Source organism: Anaerotignum propionicum (assembly GCF_024461735.1).
GTDB lineage: Bacteria > Bacillota > Clostridia > Lachnospirales > Anaerotignaceae > Chakrabartyella.
The window spans coordinates 254,722-272,148 of sequence record NZ_JANGAD010000001.1 but is presented as its reverse complement, the minus strand read 5'-3'; the positions used below and the strand labels follow the sequence as shown (position 1 = coordinate 272,148).

The 17,427-nt window shown below is 39.7% G+C and carries 18 protein-coding genes and 1 tRNA gene; 2 read left to right on the top strand and 17 right to left on the bottom strand.

Annotated elements, in window-relative coordinates:
* Positions 1–13 precede the first annotated feature (13 nt).
* The 11 genes from NE558_RS01510 to murA all read right to left on the bottom strand — a co-directional run bounded on the left by NE558_RS01510 (position 14) and on the right by murA (position 10,118).
* Positions 14–673, bottom strand: coding sequence for an HD domain-containing protein (locus tag NE558_RS01510; protein ID WP_256148148.1), 660 nt, complete (start codon positions 671–673; stop codon positions 14–16).
* A complete protein-coding gene (gene phoU, locus NE558_RS01505) occupies positions 670–1,338 on the bottom strand; it encodes a phosphate signaling complex protein PhoU (protein WP_256148147.1) in 669 nt (222 codons plus the stop codon). Before phoU ends, NE558_RS01510 begins: the two co-directional genes overlap by 4 nt.
* A gap of 2 nt (positions 1,339–1,340) precedes the next feature.
* Positions 1,341–2,090 (bottom strand): phosphate ABC transporter ATP-binding protein PstB, encoded by a 750-nt coding sequence (gene pstB / locus NE558_RS01500; RefSeq protein ID WP_066048077.1) that lies wholly within the window; start codon positions 2,088–2,090, stop codon positions 1,341–1,343.
* Positions 2,087–2,956: a phosphate ABC transporter permease PstA gene (pstA, locus tag NE558_RS01495; RefSeq protein ID WP_256148146.1), complete on the bottom strand. Its 870-nt coding sequence runs from the start codon at positions 2,954–2,956 to the stop codon at positions 2,087–2,089. Before pstA ends, pstB begins: the two co-directional genes overlap by 4 nt.
* Positions 2,956–3,795 carry a phosphate ABC transporter permease subunit PstC gene (pstC, locus tag NE558_RS01490; protein WP_256148145.1) on the bottom strand — a complete coding sequence of 280 codons (840 nt, stop codon included), beginning with the start codon at positions 3,793–3,795 and terminating at the stop codon, positions 2,956–2,958. The genes pstA and pstC overlap by 1 nt, the downstream gene beginning before the upstream one ends.
* Before the next feature lie 344 nt (positions 3,796–4,139).
* Positions 4,140–5,036: a substrate-binding domain-containing protein gene (locus NE558_RS01485; RefSeq protein WP_256148144.1), complete on the bottom strand. Its 897-nt coding sequence runs from the start codon at positions 5,034–5,036 to the stop codon at positions 4,140–4,142.
* A 686-nt stretch (positions 5,037–5,722) separates the two neighbouring features.
* Positions 5,723–6,841, bottom strand: coding sequence for a cell division protein FtsZ (gene ftsZ, locus NE558_RS01480; protein WP_256148143.1), 1,119 nt, complete (start codon positions 6,839–6,841; stop codon positions 5,723–5,725).
* 117 nt (positions 6,842–6,958) lie between these two features.
* On the bottom strand, positions 6,959–7,330 hold the full coding sequence (locus NE558_RS01475; protein ID WP_256148142.1) for a small basic family protein: 372 nt from the start codon (positions 7,328–7,330) through the stop codon (positions 6,959–6,961).
* The gene (locus tag NE558_RS01470) at positions 7,327–8,043 is read right to left on the bottom strand and encodes a DUF881 domain-containing protein (RefSeq protein WP_256148141.1); all 717 of its coding nucleotides are present in this window, start codon (positions 8,041–8,043) and stop codon (positions 7,327–7,329) included. The genes NE558_RS01475 and NE558_RS01470 overlap by 4 nt, the downstream gene beginning before the upstream one ends.
* A gap of 24 nt (positions 8,044–8,067) precedes the next feature.
* A complete protein-coding gene (locus NE558_RS01465; RefSeq protein ID WP_256148140.1) occupies positions 8,068–8,859 on the bottom strand; it encodes a cell division protein FtsQ/DivIB in 792 nt (263 codons plus the stop codon).
* Between the two features lie 5 nt (positions 8,860–8,864).
* On the bottom strand, positions 8,865–10,118 hold the full coding sequence (gene murA, locus NE558_RS01460) for a UDP-N-acetylglucosamine 1-carboxyvinyltransferase (protein ID WP_256148139.1): 1,254 nt from the start codon (positions 10,116–10,118) through the stop codon (positions 8,865–8,867).
* 136 nt (positions 10,119–10,254) lie between these two features.
* On the opposite strand from murA, the gene NE558_RS01455 reads away from it, so the two are divergent.
* Complete coding sequence (locus tag NE558_RS01455) at positions 10,255–11,184, top strand: P1 family peptidase (protein WP_256148138.1); 930 nt, start codon at positions 10,255–10,257, stop codon at positions 11,182–11,184.
* 63 nt (positions 11,185–11,247) lie between these two features.
* Here NE558_RS01455 and NE558_RS01450 read toward each other — a convergent pair whose 3' ends face one another.
* The 6 genes from NE558_RS01450 to NE558_RS01425 all read right to left on the bottom strand — a co-directional run bounded on the left by NE558_RS01450 (position 11,248) and on the right by NE558_RS01425 (position 16,031).
* Positions 11,248–11,607 carry a NifB/NifX family molybdenum-iron cluster-binding protein gene (locus NE558_RS01450; RefSeq protein WP_256148137.1) on the bottom strand — a complete coding sequence of 120 codons (360 nt, stop codon included), beginning with the start codon at positions 11,605–11,607 and terminating at the stop codon, positions 11,248–11,250.
* 83 nt (positions 11,608–11,690) lie between these two features.
* Entirely contained in the window at positions 11,691–12,548 is an 858-nt protein-coding gene (locus NE558_RS01445) for a 4Fe-4S dicluster-binding protein (protein ID WP_256148136.1), read from the bottom strand.
* Positions 12,545–13,387 (bottom strand): 4Fe-4S binding protein, encoded by an 843-nt coding sequence (locus tag NE558_RS01440; protein WP_256148135.1) that lies wholly within the window; start codon positions 13,385–13,387, stop codon positions 12,545–12,547. Before NE558_RS01440 ends, NE558_RS01445 begins: the two co-directional genes overlap by 4 nt.
* Positions 13,384–13,746 carry a NifB/NifX family molybdenum-iron cluster-binding protein gene (locus NE558_RS01435; protein ID WP_256148134.1) on the bottom strand — a complete coding sequence of 121 codons (363 nt, stop codon included), beginning with the start codon at positions 13,744–13,746 and terminating at the stop codon, positions 13,384–13,386. The genes NE558_RS01440 and NE558_RS01435 overlap by 4 nt, the downstream gene beginning before the upstream one ends.
* 551 nt (positions 13,747–14,297) lie before the next feature.
* Complete coding sequence (locus NE558_RS01430) at positions 14,298–15,638, bottom strand: FAD-binding oxidoreductase (protein ID WP_256148133.1); 1,341 nt, start codon at positions 15,636–15,638, stop codon at positions 14,298–14,300.
* A 320-nt stretch (positions 15,639–15,958) separates the two neighbouring features.
* Positions 15,959–16,031, bottom strand: a tRNA-Thr gene (locus NE558_RS01425).
* A 504-nt stretch (positions 16,032–16,535) separates the two neighbouring features.
* Here NE558_RS01425 and NE558_RS01420 point away from each other — a divergent pair.
* Positions 16,536–17,402, top strand: coding sequence for a DMT family transporter (locus tag NE558_RS01420; RefSeq protein WP_256148132.1), 867 nt, complete (start codon positions 16,536–16,538; stop codon positions 17,400–17,402).
* Positions 17,403–17,427 lie beyond the last annotated feature (25 nt).

The window sequence follows — 17,427 nt, the reverse complement described above, 5'->3', positions numbered from 1 at the left end:
GCGCAACACCCTTTCAGACCAAAGACTGCTCATTTATCATCAACTTAAAGTTTAAGCCAAGCTTCTCTGCTGCCTTTCGACACATAATCATTCGCCCTAAGAATATTTCAAAATAATCCATAACGGAGCCATAGCGTGTATCAACCGTTAGTTTTAATTTTATAAGAGTGTGATCCTCATTAATTTTTAAAACAGATTTTTTCACAGAATAGTTTACTCTATCATGAATATCAAAGGTTGTTTTATCTTGATTTCTTACTCTGGATCTGCGAACATCAGACTTGTCTGCAAGAATCAGCGCCGCAGCAATGGCATTTACAGAAATACCTGTACCTTCATCATGGTTACCAATAGCAGTGACCACAGTAGCAATATCCTCCGGCTCCATATCTAAATTGTCCAGAATTCGAAAAGCCATAACAGCTCCACTTTGGGAGTGATCCACCCTGTTTACCAAATTTCCAATATCGTGCAAATATCCGGCAATTTGCCCCAATTCAACTTCATGGGGCGTAAAGCCCAACGTTTCCAAAATGTACTTTACCGACTCGGCGACCTTGGTTACATGAGCAAAAGAATGCTCCGTATAACCCAATGCCGCCAAAGACTCATCAGCCTTTCTTATATATGTGCGAATTCCTTCATTTTGTCTAATCTCTTCGTATGTTATCATTTATTCCCTTCTTCCATTCCCATTTTTACATGACATCCGGTTATGGAGTATTCAACCCATTCAGCAATATTTGTAGCATGATCGCCGATACGCTCCAGATATTTTGCAATCATAATTAAATCAATGCATAATTCCCCATTGTTCTTGTCTTTGCCTATTAAATCAATCAATTCCTGTTTTACTTCAACAAATAAGTTATCTAAAACATCATCATATTCCATAACACTTTTCGCTAGCTTTAAATCCTTATTTACAAAAGAGTCCACGCTCTCGGTTACCATTTTTATTGCCGCCGCTGCCATATCCCGAATGTGCAATTTGCTCTTTGTATCATTATCTTTTAAGAAAGCAGTAATTTCTGCAATATCAGCCGCTTGATCACCAATACGTTCCATATCAGAAATCATTTTTAAAGCGGAAGAAATCAATCGTAAATCCCTTGCAACAGGCTGCTGCTGAAGCAGAAGACGCATGCATAAGGCCTCAATGTCTCTTTCTTTACGGTCAATATCGCTTTCCTTCTCCGTTGCCACCTTGGCAGCAACTTCGTCGTTTTCCAAAAAAGCCTTCATAGATGCGTTAATTGCTTCCTCGCATAAAGCACCCATTTTTATCATCTCTACATCAAGTTGTTCTAATTGTGAATCAAAACGACTTCTAACCATAATCAGCCAAACCTCCCTGTAATATAATCCTCTGTGCGTTTATCCTTCGGCATAGAGAACAATTCCTCTGTCTTGCCAAATTCCACTACTTCGCCCAAAAGGAAAAACGCCGTATTGTCAGAAATTCGTGCCGCCTGCTGCATGTTATGCGTTACCATAACAATAGTGTACTCCTTTTTCAACTCTAAGGCAAGGTCTTCAATACGAGATGTAGAGATAGGATCCAGGGCACTTGTAGGTTCATCCATAAGCAATACCTCAGGCTGTACCGCCAAAGCACGGGCAATACAAAGTCTTTGCTGCTGACCGCCGCTCATCCCCAATGCATTCTTTTTTAATCTGTCCTTTACTTCATCCCAGATTGCCGCATCCCGCAGAGCCTTCTCGACAATTTCGTCCAGCTTCACCTTGGATCGCACACCATGGGTTCTGGGGCCAAAGGCAACATTATCATAAATACTCATAGGAAATGGATTGGGCTTTTGAAATACCATACCTACCCGCTTTCGCAGAAGGTTAATATCCATTCCTTTATAAATATCTTCTCCATCCAACAAAACCTGTCCCGTTATCCTGCATCCTTCAATTAAATCGTTCATTCGATTTAAAGATTTTAATAACGTAGACTTTCCACAGCCCGAAGGTCCGATAAAAGCTGTGATTTCATTTTCAGGCACTTCTAAATATATATCTTTTAATGCTTTAAAATTGCCGTAATATAATTCCAAATCGGAAATGGATATTTTGCTCATTCCTTCACTCCTACTCTCTTAGCAATAAACGCAGAAAGCGCATTAATACCAATTACGAAAACCAATAAAATGACTGCCGTTGCATAGGCCTGATCCATGTAAAGCCCTTCATTTAACAGCGCATACATATGTACCGCCAGGGTTCTGCCCGATTCCATAACACTTCCGGGTACAACGGGAGCTGTGCCCGCAGGGTACAATAACGCCGCCGTTTCACCAACAATACGGCCAATTGCTAGAATTACACCGGATAAAATACCGGGAACTGCCGAAGGCAGTACAATGCGAAAAACCGTACGCAGCTTTCCCGCCCCTAATCCGAAACTCCCCTCTCGAAAAGCGTCGGAAACAGAAAGCAGTGCTTCCTCTGTGGTACGCATAATCAAAGGTAAAATCATAATTGCTAAGGTCAGTGCACCACCTAAGAGACTGTAACCCCAGCCCAGTTGAATATTAAACAAAAGATAACCAAATAAACCGTATACGATAGAGGGAATCCCCGCCAACGTTTCTGTTGTCAGCCTAACTACGGGAATAAACCGATTTCCCCTTTTTGCATACTCAGCTAAATAGATTGCTGAAAAAATACCAATAGGTACCGCAAAAAGCAGAGAAAGAAATGTAATCGTAATGGTGTTAATTATGGCAGGCATCATAGAAACATTCTCGGTATTGTATTTCCAAGCAAACAATTGCGGAGTGATGTTTGGAACACCCTTTATCACGATATAAACAACCAGAGAAACCAATACCCCTACGGTAATGGCAGCCGCCAAAACAACCAATAGCAAAAGTACTGCTGAAAAAGGGTCTTTCTTATACCCTTTTAATTTTTCTCGCCACGTAATTCTATTGATTGCATCCATTAGAAATCCCTCCTTTTTAAGAGGGAGAAGCTCAGATTAATTAACAGAATAAACACAAACAGAACAACAGCTGTTCCTAAAAGCGCCTCTCTGTGCAAATCTGCCGCGTAGCCCATCTCCATAACAATATTTGCCGTCAAGGTTCTCACACCGCTAAACAATCCTTTGGGCACAATCGCTTGATTGCCTGCAACCATAATAACCGCCATGGTTTCACCAATGGCACGGCCAATTCCTAAAACAACTCCTGCAAAAATCCCCTGCTTTGCGGCAGGTAAAACGGTAAAAAATACACTTCTTTCATGGGTAATTCCCAGTGCCAGCGCACCCTCATAATAAGACTTAGGCACCGCCCGAATTGCCGCCTCAGAAACACCAATTACAGTAGGTAAAATCATGATTCCCAAGAGAATAGAAGCAGTTAAAACACCTTTGCCGCTTCCTCCAAACAATTGTTGCATCATTGGCACAATAACCACCAAACCGAAAAAGCCATATACAATAGAGGGGATTCCCGCCAAAAGCTCAATGGCTGGCTTAATCATCTTATAAAGACCTTTGGGACAAAAATGTGCCAAAAAAGCGGCACAAAGAATTCCCATGGGCACACCAATGATAATTGCTCCCGCCGTTACATAGATACTTCCTACGATCATTGGGAAAATGCCAAAAATATTATTGGTAGGTTTCCATTTCATCCCCGTGAGAAATTGAACTATGCCAATTTCATGAATTGCGGGTACGCCATTTGCAAACAAGAAAATACAGATTAATGCTACTGCAAGTATGGAGATACTGGCAGCAGCCAAGAAAACCCATTGCATTGCCTTTTCTTTCATATAAGTCCTCCTCGACCTTAAAAGGAATAGAACCTTTTTTAAATCACAGTGAATCCTTGATTAACAGAGTAACTGCTTTTAACAATTTTTTAACATGATTCTCTACTTAAGCAAAATGACGGTTCCCTTTTTGAGGTCCGTCTTATAAAAAACAATATCTAAAAGCTTTAGAGATATAGAGCAATTTGGAAATATTGCTTTATATAATTTATGCTTTAAGGGAAAAGAGTAAGGTTAATTTCTATTCCTTTTACTTCCATTCTCTAAAAGCTTTTAGATTTTGTAATCCATTTGCTTCATTTTAAATTAAAGCTTGGGGCAAATCTTTTATAAAGCCCTCCAGCTTATTTAGCAATACTCCAATCTGTAGCATTCCCTGTGTAAATATCCTTCACATTTGCTGAGGTCAAGCCATTTAAAGCATTGTCTTTATTTACAATCACGGCAATACCATCCATTGCAATAACTGTTGGTGTAAGTCCTGCTGATAATTCGCTTTCTTTTAATTCTCTGGATGCCATACCGATGTCACAAATGCCTTCAATTGCAGAGGTCATACCCGTTGTGGAATCACTCTGTTGAACTTCAACGGCGATTTTAGGGTTTGCTGACGTATAGGCCTCTTTCAGCTTTTCCATTACTGGAGTTACGGAAGAAGAACCTGCAACTGTTACTTTCCCCTCTACATCTGTTGCAGCATATGCGCCAGTGTTACCCTGACTGATGTAACCACTCTTCTCCACAACTGCCTGACCTTCTTCACTCATGATAAAAGCCATAAAATCCTGAGCGGCTGGAGAAATTTCATCTTTTGTAGCAATATTAAATGGTCTGGATATTTTATATGTCCCATTTTTGATGTCTTCTACAGTTGCTTTCGCACCATCAATTTCCAAAGCTTTTACAGTGTCACTTAAAGAGCCTAAGGAAATGTAACCAATGGCATTTTTATTTCCTGCAATCGTCTGCATCATAACTGCTGTGCTGTTTGTAATTTCTGCTGTTTCAACAGTATTGTCTACTTTTTTGCCATCTGCATCTTTCTCTTCAATGCCGAATAATTCAATAAACGCACCTCTTGTACCGGAACCGTCCTCTCTGGATACAACAGTAATCGGAGCTGTATTTGTTGCATCAGCATTTGCGTCTCCGCTACCTTCTGCAGCCTTGGAACCACCACATCCTGCCAAAGCGCCAGTTAACATCAACATGATCAAACCTAAGCCTATCTTCTTTTTCATTATTTACCTCTCCTTTTTGTATTCATTAATTAGATACAAGCAAAGTATACATAGAAAATGTTAAATGAAAAATCATTCGTATGTTAAATCTATGTAAAATCGCAATTTTAGCGTATTTTTCAGGGTTTTGGGTATGAAACTTATCTTGAACAATTATCTCATTAGCTCTTAATTTGTATATTTTCTATCATTCATCTGCGTCTTGCTAAAACCTCATTTCTAGTTTTAACAGTTTTTGATTTTTTAGTATAACTAAAAAATTATATTACAAAAATATGATAAAAGGCTAATAGCAACTAAAAGCAATTGAATAAGACTATATTACATTTATGGATAGTGGTTGTCTTAATTTATGATCAATATTTTAACCTTGAAAAAAATCACCCATTTCTCCATAATCTCGTAATTATTCTTAGTTAAAAATTGCAGTACTATTTGAATAAAAGGGAATTTTAAGAAGATTATCTGATTTAACGAAGATGTAAAGATAGTTGAGAAAAGCTTTGTCTACCTGAAATTTATCCATGGCAACCCAAAGAAAAAAATAACGTGAACAAAGTTTAGAAGATGAATGAGAACGGAATTTAATCAATGTCAGTACATCAGTTATTTAAATGGAAGAAAATCTAAAAATAAAGGCAACAAAAAGGCAGGTGGATTCTTCCATCTGCCTAAATTTGTATGTATCAAAATTTCTTTCTTGTAAGGAAATCAGGAATCTTAATTTCAGATTCAAAATCATCCAAATCAGAAAATCTTCTGGGGCGTACTTCTTCATCTGCCTTTTCATCTTTTGCCTGCTCTTCTGCTGCAACAATCTCAGGCTTTTTCACTTCAACAATAGTCGGCATTTCACCATCAAGTCCAGTTGCAATTACAGTAACAACAACCTCATTGCTGAGATCTTCGTTAATGGTTGTACCAAAGATGATTTCTGCATCAGGATCAATCGCCTCTCTGATAAGATCAGCGGCTTCCTCTGTTTCCATCAAACCAAGATTCATATCACCACTAAAATTAATCAACACACTCTTAGCTCCCTCAATGGTTGTTTCCAAAAGAGGACTCTGAATTGCCATTTTTGCTGCAATTTCAGCTTTATTTTCGCCACTGGCACGTCCGATACCCATATGGGCAATGCCTTTATTTGCCATTACTGTACGTACATCGGCAAAGTCCAGGTTAATAACGCCGGGCTTAGAAATCAAATCAGCAATACCCTGAACACCCTGGCGTAAAATCTCATCCGCCTTTTTGAAAGCTTCGGTAAGGGTTGTCTTTTTATCAATAATGCTCAATAATCTTTGATTTGGAATAATAACCAACGTATCAACATTTTTCTTTAATTCCATAATACCTTTTTCGGCATTGCTCATTCTCTTTTTTCCCTCAAAGTTAAAGGGCTTTGTTACAACGCCTACTGTTAAGATACCTAACTCCTTGGAAATTGCGGCAATTCTGGGCGCCGCACCTGTACCGGTGCCACCACCCATTCCGGCAGTGATAAATACCATATCAGAACCATGTAAAGCTTGAGCAATTTCGTCTTGTGTTTCATCAACGGATTTCTCTCCGATTTCAGGATTACCCCCTGCGCCAAGACCCTTTGTCAACTTTTCACCAATCTGAATTTTTGTGCTGGATCTAGCCTTGGAAAGAGCTTGTCCATCTGTATTTATTGAAATAAATTCAACGCCGTCCAGGCCGTCTTCAATCATTCTGTCAACAGCGTTGTTGCCGCCGCCACCAACGCCGATTACTTTTATCTGTGCCATACTGCTCAATGGGATATCAAATTCGAGCAAAAAAATCCCCTCCTAATAATCAAGAAATACATAATATTATATAATTATACACGAAAAAAATCATACTTTCCATAGTAAAAGAAAACAATTCAGAAAAATTTTGGTTTTTTTATTGCATTATTCTCCTTTTTCCGTTACTACTATAATCTGTTTTTCAGGTTTATTCAATAAAAATCTACGAATCTGACTAAAATTGTTAAAAATGCGAGAACCGTAAACAACCACCGCAGCAATAGAAAGGTTGATATTCAGTTGATTCCCAAGCCAAACCAGTCCCACAGCCAAAATTCCATTACAGAAAAATCCACTGGCAAAAATTTTCAAATCGAACTGCTTTTGTGAAATGGCATAAATGCCGCCTAAAACCGAATCAAGGCATGCTAAAATCGCAATTGCCACATAGCTGGCATACCCATAAGGAATTACTACACCACTGGCTATTCCAATGATTACGCCCAAAACCAAACCTATCACAGGCACACCCATCATCCCGCTACCTCCTGTTCTGGAGCAGTTGCTTTCCAAAGAATTGTTTGCGTATATGGCGGAACAATGATATTTGCTTCCTTGTGAATGTTAATTTCAATTCCCCATGGTGCTAAATTGTCTACTACGCCCCCTGGAAATTTCAAAGCAGATTGCAAAATATCTCCGTCTCCCACAGCCTTAATCTCAAAAGGCGCCGCAACCCTTTCTCCATTTACCATTACAATTGATCCGGCACAACTTATACTGCTTTTTCCCACAATGCGCTGTCCGTTAATGGAGATTGCTTCTGCTCCGCCTACGTTTAATTCATTGATAACTGAAAGGAGGTCCTCTGCGTGTACCAAATAGGCATTGCTGTCACCGCCTTTTTTTGTACTGCTATCATTCATAGTCACCAAAATTCCCGCACCATGAACCTCAGTAAGCCCCGCAAATAAACGGAGCTTTTCTAATTCGCTCTGTAAATTATCAATGGTGGCACCATAATCCAATCCACTTTCATAATCAGCTATGATTTGTTCCTTTTCCTTTAAATGCCCTTGGAGTGCTTCATTCTCCTCCTGTACCTTTTTTAAGGTAGCAGTCAATTCCGTCAAACGCTGATTTTCAGTTATGCCATTTTGTTTTTTCACAGTATTGTATTGAATGCCAATAATTGTTCCCAACAACACACAAATTAACGTAAGTCCATATAAATAATGGTTTTTTCCCATAGCTTGTCCCCTTTTTCATAACAATCAAGTGAGGTATTGAAAAATAATGGGTTTATTTAAATCTCTTAAATCCAAGGTACCTCTATCCTCCTTGGGAATTGTTTTCATAATTTCACCCATGATTCGAACCTTTTGATCTGCATCCTTCATGTCCCCCAAATGAATCAGAACTTTATTCACATTCGCATATACATCCTTAGGATCGGTTACATCAATTTCCACTACAATATCCAAAAGGTTATATTTTTTCATTAATTGAGACATTTGTAAAACTACCTGCAATGAGTCTTTATTCTCAACAGGCAACACTTCCCCCAAAAGAAAGCTGTCAAATTTAAGTCCTGTTACAATTGGCAAAGCCTCATGATACGTAGTCTGTGTTTCTAAAACGCGACCTTCTTCATCTATGTAAAGGTATGCACCCATAAAAGATACATAACCTCTTGCCTTTCGCTCCTTCACTTGAATCACCATAGTGTTGGGCAATTGGGCTTTTAATTTTGCTTCTGCAATGTAAGGATCCTGTTCTAAAATTTTTTCAGCTTTTCCCTTTCCAAATAAAATCAGATTGTCTCCATGGGCAAGGGAAATCATCTCTGCCAATTCAGTTGTTGTAAAATGCTCTGCACCCTCCGCGCGAATCTCTTTCACTGCAAAAAGAGGAGAAAATAAAACCCCTGCAATTACAATGATAAGCATTAAAAAACCGATGACAAATTTTGAGTTAATTTTTCGCCCTCTTGGGGTTCTTTCATAATAATCAAGTTCCTCTAATATTTCCGCGTTGTCAATTCGTTTCTTTTTTTTCAATGCCATTTTTTTCACTCCATCAGCCGTACATCGCCGCCCAACAAAGATAAGGCGTCCTCAATTTTCTCGTATCCTCGCTCAACATATTCGGCTCCGTATACTGTGCTTCTTCCTTCTGCCGCCAAAGCCGCAATTAAAAGTGCCGCACCACCTCGTAAATCCCTGCCAAAAACTTCAGCACCATGAAGGCCACCGCAGCCCTTAATTTGGGCAACTCTGTCCTGAATTACAATATCGGCACCCATTCGACACAGTTCGTCAGCATGGCGGAAACGAGCCTCAAATACTGTTTCACTAATCATACAAGTTCCCTTTGCTAATGTCAATAGACTCATCATAAGGGGCTGCATGTCGGTAGGGAAACCGGGAAATGGTCCAGTAACCAGCGAAAACCCGGACTTTAGCTCCTTCGGCGGTTTCATCCAAATCCGTTCTGCCTCAATATTAAATTGACATCCTGTTTTTACCAATGCCTCAAGGGTGGTTTCAATATCATTTTTCTCAATACCACTCAGGCAAAGCTCTCCACCCGTCATGGCAGAGGCACATAAGAATGTTCCAGCCTCAATTCGATCAAAAGGTATGGAGAAATATGCTCCATGGAGCTTTTTCACGCCCTCTATCATAATAGAAGGTGTGCCTTCACCATAAATTTCCGCACCACAAGCACGCAAAAAACGCACTAGTGCCACAATTTCAGGTTCCCTCGCCGCGTTATGAATAACTGTAACACCTTCGGCCTTCACTGCTAAAAGCAGAATATTTTCCGTTGCACCCACACTGGGATAGTTCAAATAAATATGATACCCTAAAATATGAGGTGCTTCACAATAAAAAAGACCGTCCTCCTCTTTAATCTCAACGCCCATTTTTTCGAAAGCCTTTAAATGAATGTCGATGGGGCGTTCTCCAATGGCGCAACCACCAGGATGCCCTAAAATTGCCTTTCGCTCTCTTCCCAAAAGAGCACCTAAAAAAAGGATGGAGGAACGCATCTTTTGCACCGTCTCCTCCCGAATCTTTACATCTTGGATTTGCCTTGTGTCGATGACCGCCGTTCTGCCATTGAGCTCCACCCTACAGCCCAGTGTTTTCAGAATATCCAGCGTTAAATAGAAGTCTCGAATCAGCGGGCAATTTTCCAGCACCACTTCATCCTCTGCAAGAAGTGTCGCCGCCAAAATGGGTAATGCCGCATTTTTACTCCCTCTTACCGCAAACTCTCCGCTTATGGGTTTTCCGCCCTCAATCAAGTAGTACCCCATGCTGTTCCCTCCAAAAAGCATCTTACCCACATTGTATAGAAGGACATTTTTATTGGTGCATATCCAATTTGCATTCGTGTTTACAAAAAACTAAAAACCTTGTAATATGTAAGAAAAAACCACGGAGGAAAAAACCATGAAGCATAATCTTTTAGATGTTAAGGGTATCAAAGTGGGGCATGCCGAAAATACCCAAGGCAAAACAGGGGTAACTGTTATTATTGCGGAAAACGGAGCCGTTTGCGGTGTTGACGTAAGAGGTGCAGCCCCCGGCACCCGTGAAACAGACCTTTTAAATCCTATTAATTCCATGGAAAAAGTTAATGCCGTTGTTCTTTCCGGGGGCTCAGCCTTTGGATTGGAAGCCTCCTGCGGTGTAATGCAGTATTTGGAAGAAAAAGGAATTGGCTTTGATGTTGGGGTAACAAAAGTTCCCATAATTCCTGCCGCCGTACTGTATGACTTGGAAAATGGCGATGTCTTTTGCCGCCCGAATCAAGAAATGGGTAGAAAAGCCTGTGAGAACGCTTCAAACGAAATTCTACTTGAGGGAGATGTGGGAGCAGGCTGTGGTGCCACAGTAGGAAAGCTCAGGGGCACCCTAGGCTGGTGTAACAGCGGCATTGGCTCTTGGGCAGAAACCACAGAAAATGGCATTACCGTTGCAGCCATCATTGCTGTAAATGCCTTTGGAGATATATTGGAAAAAGGAACAATTATTGCGGGAACAAAAGATGAAAATGGGAACTTTCTGGATACTGCAAAGGGAATTATCCACAATGCCTCCACCCTTTCCTTCAGCGGAAAGAACACCACCATCGGCTGCATTGCAACCAACGTCAAACTTACAAAAGCCCAAGCGACCAAGGTAGCAGGAATGGCCCACGATGGATTGGCAAGGTGTATTTCTCCTGTCCACACCACCATGGATGGTGATACCCTGTTCTGCCTTTCCACAGAAGAAGTCGAACTGCCAACAGCCCCAGTGGATTTGGTAGGAATTATGGCGGCGAAGGTTACAGAAGAAGCTGTATTGCGTGCTATAAAGGCGGCAAAGCCTTTCTAAGAGATTCTCATAAAAATGCAGGGTGACCTTTATAAGGTTACCCTGCATCTTTTCAATGCCTACTTAATGATTTCCACATTCATGGGCATGCTTGTGTTCATGACAAACGGACCCCGTTGATTTTAATTCACCCTTCAAATAGGATTCAACCGCATTTCTTGAGTTACCCTCTGCTCCTATAATCACTTCTATCTTTCTTTCATTGAAAATTTCTATGGCACCGCCACCCATTCCTCCGGAAATCATAACTTCAATCCCCATATCTCCTAAAAAATTAGGTAAGAATCCGGGCTTGTGTCCAGGATTGGTAACTGTTTTTTCACCAATTATTTGACCATTTTCTGTTTCGAATATACAAAAACCCTCGCAATGTCCAAAATGCTGTGCAACCAATTCTCCCATACAAGCTACTGCAATTTTCATATTCATTCTCCTTTTCTTATATAAAATCATGCAACATTGTTTGTGTACTTTCTATACTAATGCAAAATTCTCTCCCTTCAAACCTATATAAAATATACCTTTATATTTTCGTAAACTTCATATAGTGCATCCCTTGCAGGGCAGTTAATATTAGCTATACTTTGCCCTTCATTGATTGCGGCAGATACCTTATCATCATAGGGAATACATCCTACAAAAGGGATTTCCTCCCTCTGGCACAATTTCTTAATCTTCTCTGCATTTTCAATGCATGTATCATATTTATTGATACAAACGGCAGTCTTTACTTGAAAAAATTCAGCTGTTCTTAATATTCGCTTCATATCACTAATACCAGATAGCGAAGGCTCCGCAACAATTAAAACCATATCCACACCGCTGATTGATGCTATCACAGGACAGCCGATTCCTGGGGAACCATCAATGATAGCAAATCTCCCAGAACTACCTGTTTCAAGTTGTTTTTTTACCTCTGTTACTAGCTTTCCCGAATTACCTCGGCCCATTTTAAGCTTGGCAGTGGAAAACAGCCGCTCCTCATGGTAAAGAGCCAGCACACCAGCAACATCTTCTTCCATAGTTACCGCACTCTGTGGACAGGTATACATGCATACTCCACAGCCCTCACAAGCAAAAGGATTCACAGAATATCTTTCACCTTCCCTAATGATTCCCTGAAATCTACAATTTTGATAACAAATACCGCAGCTTACGCACTTTTTATCATCTATGTTTGCTTTTTCCGAACCATAAAAATGAGTCTTTTTTGCCCTCCCCTTCATACCTACAAGCAAGTGTAAATTTGGTGCATCCACATCGCAATCAGCAAAAGCTTCGGCATTAGAAAAATCAATGAAAGCAGCGGCTGTTGTGGTTTTTCCTGTACCACCCTTGCCGCTTAAAATCAGGAGCTTCTTCATCTCCCCACCTCCATTCGAATCCTATCTAAAAGTGTGGAAAATAGCACCTGGGCTTCATCATCTTTCTCACAAGCCAACTCCCCATTTGCTCCAATCCTAGCCAATTTTTCCTGATAAGGAATGCAGCAAAGGATCGCAATGTTATTTTCTTTACAATAGTTCATCAATGGAGTATAAGAGTAATTTCCTTTATTTATCACTACGCCACAAGGCTTTTGTAAAAGTGAAACCAGCTCGTACACCATTTTAAAATTGTGAAAACCAAAGGTAGTGGCCTCAACCACCAAAAGGCAGTAATCTGCCGCTTGAACACTTTCCATAACTGTACAAGCGCTACCCGGCGGACAGTCTATAATAGTGATATTTTCTTCAATCACTTTTGTAACTAAGGCTTTTTGAATAATGGGTATTCCACTTGCTTCGCCAATATTTAAAATACCTGTAATTACCTGCACTCCTTTTTTGTTTTTACCACTTTCCACAACACCAATGGGACGTTTCACCTCAAAAATCGCCCCAGTGGGACAGAGAAGCGAGCAAGCCCCACAAGAATGACACACCTCAGGAAAAACAAGAGGCTTATTTTTGATAAATCCCATAGCATTAAACCTGCAAGAATCCACACATTTGCGACAACCAATACATTTTCCCTCTAGAACCTGTGGCAATTGTGTATAAACTTCCTCTAAAACACTTTTCTCAGGTTTTAAAAACAATCTCCCATTTGGTTCTTCCACATCACAATCTATATAGACTGAATTTTTTGCTGTAATGGCAAGATTTACCGAAACGAAGGTTTTTCCGGTTCCACCTTTACCGCTTAACACCGCAATCTTCATATTTTCCCGTGAAAGCCTCCATGAAAATGGTTCAAAGGTGCAAGTTGTCCCTTCTGAAAAGCCTGAATGTTCTCCTTTGCGGTCACCTCCGTTGTTTTATATACCTTAATTCCTGCCGCTTGAAAAACCTCCACCGAATTTTCACCACAGCGAACTGTAAGTAAAGCCTCTGCCATTGCATCAACAATAGACTGAGCTGCTTTTATGCCTGCCCCACCTTGTGACACCGCCCCTGGGTTCTCAAAAAATGTAGAAGCCTCGCTCTGCGTATCATAGACTAAAAAATATGGTGCTCTGCCAAATGAAACACATACCTCAGCCTCCATAAGCATTTCATTCATAGGTATCGCAATTTTCATTGCTAATAACTCCCTCCTCGCAATTCAAGTGAATATAATTAAAGAAACACTACATAAACGGCAAAACGAAATATGATTTTGTATTCCCAAAACGTTTCCGTCATATGCCATTAATTCATTGTAAGGCAGTTTGTGTCATATGTCAATAATTTACTCCATTATATAACCAGTTCTTTTCTCACATTGAAAGAAGGGCTATTTATTAATTGAAATTTCCACGGTTTTCAAATTCCGAAATTACATGCCTTTGATTTTTTTAAACCTCTTTTCATCAAAAACATACATTATTTCTACCTATATATGAAAATTATCCTGATACAAGGAATTTTTTCTTGCATCAGGATAGATTGATTTTTTCATATTTGATCCTTATACTAAAATTAATTTAGTTTATATCATTAACACCCACTTTATTGAGCCCAATCCGTCTACCTCATTTAACCCCAGAAGTGACTGTCACACCATACAGGCTGTTTTGGACTGAAAAAATGCTCTCCTCATTTGATATGATGGAGAGCATTTTTGTGGAGTGAGATAAGCTGTCTAACGACCTATCGAATTGCCTGGGGAAAAGAAAAAATATTCAACGGATCGTACTGCCTTGCAATCTGCCGAAGTCTGCACATATTTTCTCCATAATATTCTTCTTCATAGTTTGCTAAACAGTTGTAGGGAAAATTAATGTAAGATCCCCAAGTTACCTCCTTTAAATATTGAAATTTTTTATAGAGCCAGAACCTGTTGATAGAGGCATATCTGTCCTCCTCCCATACGGACTGGATTCCCATAATATAAGCGGCATCTCTGTAATAAAAGGCGGTGCATTGTCTCCCAACTTCATTGACCTTCCCTCCCAGCGCATAAACGCTCACCGCAGCATAAACCGAACCTTTCGCTCTTTCGTCAATTAGCTCGGCAATTATATTTAGTTCCTTCATACTGTACTTTCGATTCACAAATCTGCCTGTAGATTGAAATTTTTCTGAATCAGGATATGCATCCTGGATCTGCTGCATGGCTTCAAGAAATGACATTTCCTTAAGACTCAGCGCCACTCCGTTCAGTTCAAAAGGTTGCAAAATTTCAGCGGCTTCGGCAGCAGAACCGTAAAACAGACCCTTCCCGTAAATCCCCTTACCATCATCCGCAGAGTTATACAAACTCGCATTCATCGTCATTCTTTGATCCAGATCGGTTAGCCATTCCTGCCAGATATTTAAAAATCTTGCCATCACAGACGAGGGAGCATCCAAATATTCCAGTTCTATCAGCGTTACCTGGGCTATTTTGGCCGGCAGTTTAAAAGTCATGGAGGTCACTATGCCAAAATTCCCACCGCCAGCGCCTCTACAGGCCCAAAATAAGTCAGGATTATGGTTATTTTCCGCTTTCAGAAGATTTCCCTGATAATCAATCATTTCTAATGCTATCAGACTATCGCATCCCAGCCCCAGATACCGGCTGGAATATCCCCAACCCCCTCCTAATGTATATCCGGAAACGCCAACAGTCGGGCAAGTTCCTCCGGGAAATGGATATTCTCTTGCGCCTAAATAGTCGTATATCTCACGATTTTCAACTCCACTCTGCAAAAACACAGAATTATCGGCTTCATCAAGCTTGAGTTGCTTCATTTGACTGACATCTATGACCAAGACGTCATTGCCTGTTGAGTATCCCTGATAATGATGTCCTCCAGATCGAATTCGAATTTTGATCCCGTTGCAGACGGCCCAGCAAACTGCATTTCGGACATCTTCAACTGAATAGCAATAAACAATCACTATAGGGAATTTTTGTATTGCCCGGTTCCATTCCTGCCGCGCTTGCTCATATTCATTACTGCAAGGAGTAATAACCTTGCCGCTTAGTCCCTCAAAGCTCTGACTCATACCTATCACCAGCTAATCTAATATCCTATTAAATGTTATATAAACTAATGTTATATAATATGACAGTAGTATTTTTTGTTTTCACATCAAATAAATAAGCATGTTTTTTAGAGATTACTATTGAAAACCGCCATATTCCTGTTGTATAGTACCATTCGTTTGGTCAATAGCATTTTGTGCGTTGAACTCCCTCCATGGTGAAGCTGAGGGGAGTTCAACGCACAGAAATAAGGACTTCTACTTTTTTGAGTAGAAGTCCCCACAAGGTACATAGATACTGGTTTTTCCAGCTATAAACCTATTTTGTCTGCCTTTTCTGAAGCTACTGAGGGGACTCGAACCCCTGACCTGCTGATTACGAATCAGCTGCTCTACCAGCTGAGCCACAGTAGCGTATTTAATTTTGTCTATACAGCCATTATTTATATTACGAAAACATCAAAGTCTCGAAAACGCATCTTTGCCATTATATCATATAGGAATGAAAAATGCAACAATTCATCCTGCTTCTTTGTACATTCAACTAAGCCTCTGGCTTGACCTATTAGGCTTTATTTGCAAATACTCTTTACTGCTGTAATCATATTCTCATCTTTGAAATAACCATAAAATAAACTTTTATACTACAATTTACTAGAAAATCTGGTTTTTAAAAACACCTAAAACTATATCATCTTTTTCCAAATGGTGTTATAATTCTATTTACGAAATATGGAAGGAATATACTCCAAATCAATGGTCAACTATTCTTTTAGTTTTCCATTGATATTATGGTGTAACATGATTTTTTACTGCAGATAAATGATTTATTTTTAAGGGAAACACCAAAATTTTGACTGATATCATGTCTTTAGAATTATGGTAATACCTTAAAAAGATTATTCAGGAGGACTCATTATGACAAACAAAAAAAAGGTTTGGGGGCTTGGATTTTTAACTGTGTTTTTATGGGCATCAGCCTTTCCCCTCACAAAGATTGTGCAACAGCAATTCACCTCATACCCCTTAGGTTTCCTACGATGCAGTATTGCAGCGATTTTGCTATTGATTATCGGTAAATTCTCTCACATACATAAACCCAAAAAAGAGGATATTCCTTGGTTTTTCCTTTCAGGCGGAATGGGCTTTACCCTTTACATGATTGCCTTTAATACAGGTATTCAAACGCTAACATCTGCCACATCCAGTATTGTAATTGCCATAACCCCCATCTTAACAGCAATATTAGCGGCAAAGCTTTATCAAGAAAAGATACGCCCCATAGGTTGGTTAGCCATCATGATGGCATTTATCGGCGTTTTGATTCTACTTCTTTGGGAAGGTGTTTTCTCAATTAATATCGGTTTAGTTTGGACAATTTGTGCAGCTATTGTTTTTTGTGGGTATAACATACTAAGCAGAAGACTTTCACAAAAAGGATATTCTTCTTTGGAAATCGTAACCTACAGCATGCTTTGCGGGGCAATTTTACTGGGCTTTTGGTCCATTGAAAGCTTCCGGCAAATGACAAATGCCAGTACCAATCATATTCTTGCGCTAATTTATTTGGGTGCTTTACCCAGTGCAGGTGCATACTTTTTTTGGGGTAAAGCTATGTCCTTAGCAGAACGCACCAGTGAAGTAACCAATTTTATGTTTGTTACACCTCTTCTTTCCACAATTATGGGTTTTATTTTTTTGAAAGAAGTACCTAATATGGGCACCTTCATAGGTGGTGCAGTAATTATTATTAGTATTATAGTTTTTAATCTGAAAGGAAAGTAAAACTATTATTGCTTCTATTTTCTTA

Coding starts and splice junctions, on each gene's coding strand:
- NE558_RS01430 (WP_256148133.1), bottom strand. CDS start 15,638: ATGAGTCAGAGCTTTGAGGGACTAAGCGGCAAGGTTATTACTCCTTGC.
- NE558_RS01450 (WP_256148137.1), bottom strand. CDS start 11,607: ATGAAAATTGCAGTAGCTTGTATGGGAGAATTGGTTGCACAGCATTTT.
- NE558_RS01455 (WP_256148138.1), top strand. CDS start 10,255: ATGAAGCATAATCTTTTAGATGTTAAGGGTATCAAAGTGGGGCATGCC.
- murA (WP_256148139.1), bottom strand. CDS start 10,118: ATGGGGTACTACTTGATTGAGGGCGGAAAACCCATAAGCGGAGAGTTT.
- pstB (WP_066048077.1), bottom strand. CDS start 2,090: ATGAGCAAAATATCCATTTCCGATTTGGAATTATATTACGGCAATTTT.
- NE558_RS01485 (WP_256148144.1), bottom strand. CDS start 5,036: ATGAAAAAGAAGATAGGCTTAGGTTTGATCATGTTGATGTTAACTGGC.
- NE558_RS01470 (WP_256148141.1), bottom strand. CDS start 8,043: ATGGGAAAAAACCATTATTTATATGGACTTACGTTAATTTGTGTGTTG.
- NE558_RS01435 (WP_256148134.1), bottom strand. CDS start 13,746: ATGAAAATTGCGATACCTATGAATGAAATGCTTATGGAGGCTGAGGTA.
- pstC (WP_256148145.1), bottom strand. CDS start 3,795: ATGAAAGAAAAGGCAATGCAATGGGTTTTCTTGGCTGCTGCCAGTATC.
- NE558_RS01465 (WP_256148140.1), bottom strand. CDS start 8,859: ATGGCATTGAAAAAAAAGAAACGAATTGACAACGCGGAAATATTAGAG.
- NE558_RS01475 (WP_256148142.1), bottom strand. CDS start 7,330: ATGATGGGTGTGCCTGTGATAGGTTTGGTTTTGGGCGTAATCATTGGA.
- pstA (WP_256148146.1), bottom strand. CDS start 2,956: ATGGATGCAATCAATAGAATTACGTGGCGAGAAAAATTAAAAGGGTAT.
- NE558_RS01510 (WP_256148148.1), bottom strand. CDS start 673: ATGATAACATACGAAGAGATTAGACAAAATGAAGGAATTCGCACATAT.
- NE558_RS01420 (WP_256148132.1), top strand. CDS start 16,536: ATGACAAACAAAAAAAAGGTTTGGGGGCTTGGATTTTTAACTGTGTTT.
- NE558_RS01440 (WP_256148135.1), bottom strand. CDS start 13,387: ATGAAGATTGCGGTGTTAAGCGGTAAAGGTGGAACCGGAAAAACCTTC.
- NE558_RS01445 (WP_256148136.1), bottom strand. CDS start 12,548: ATGAAGAAGCTCCTGATTTTAAGCGGCAAGGGTGGTACAGGAAAAACC.
- phoU (WP_256148147.1), bottom strand. CDS start 1,338: ATGGTTAGAAGTCGTTTTGATTCACAATTAGAACAACTTGATGTAGAG.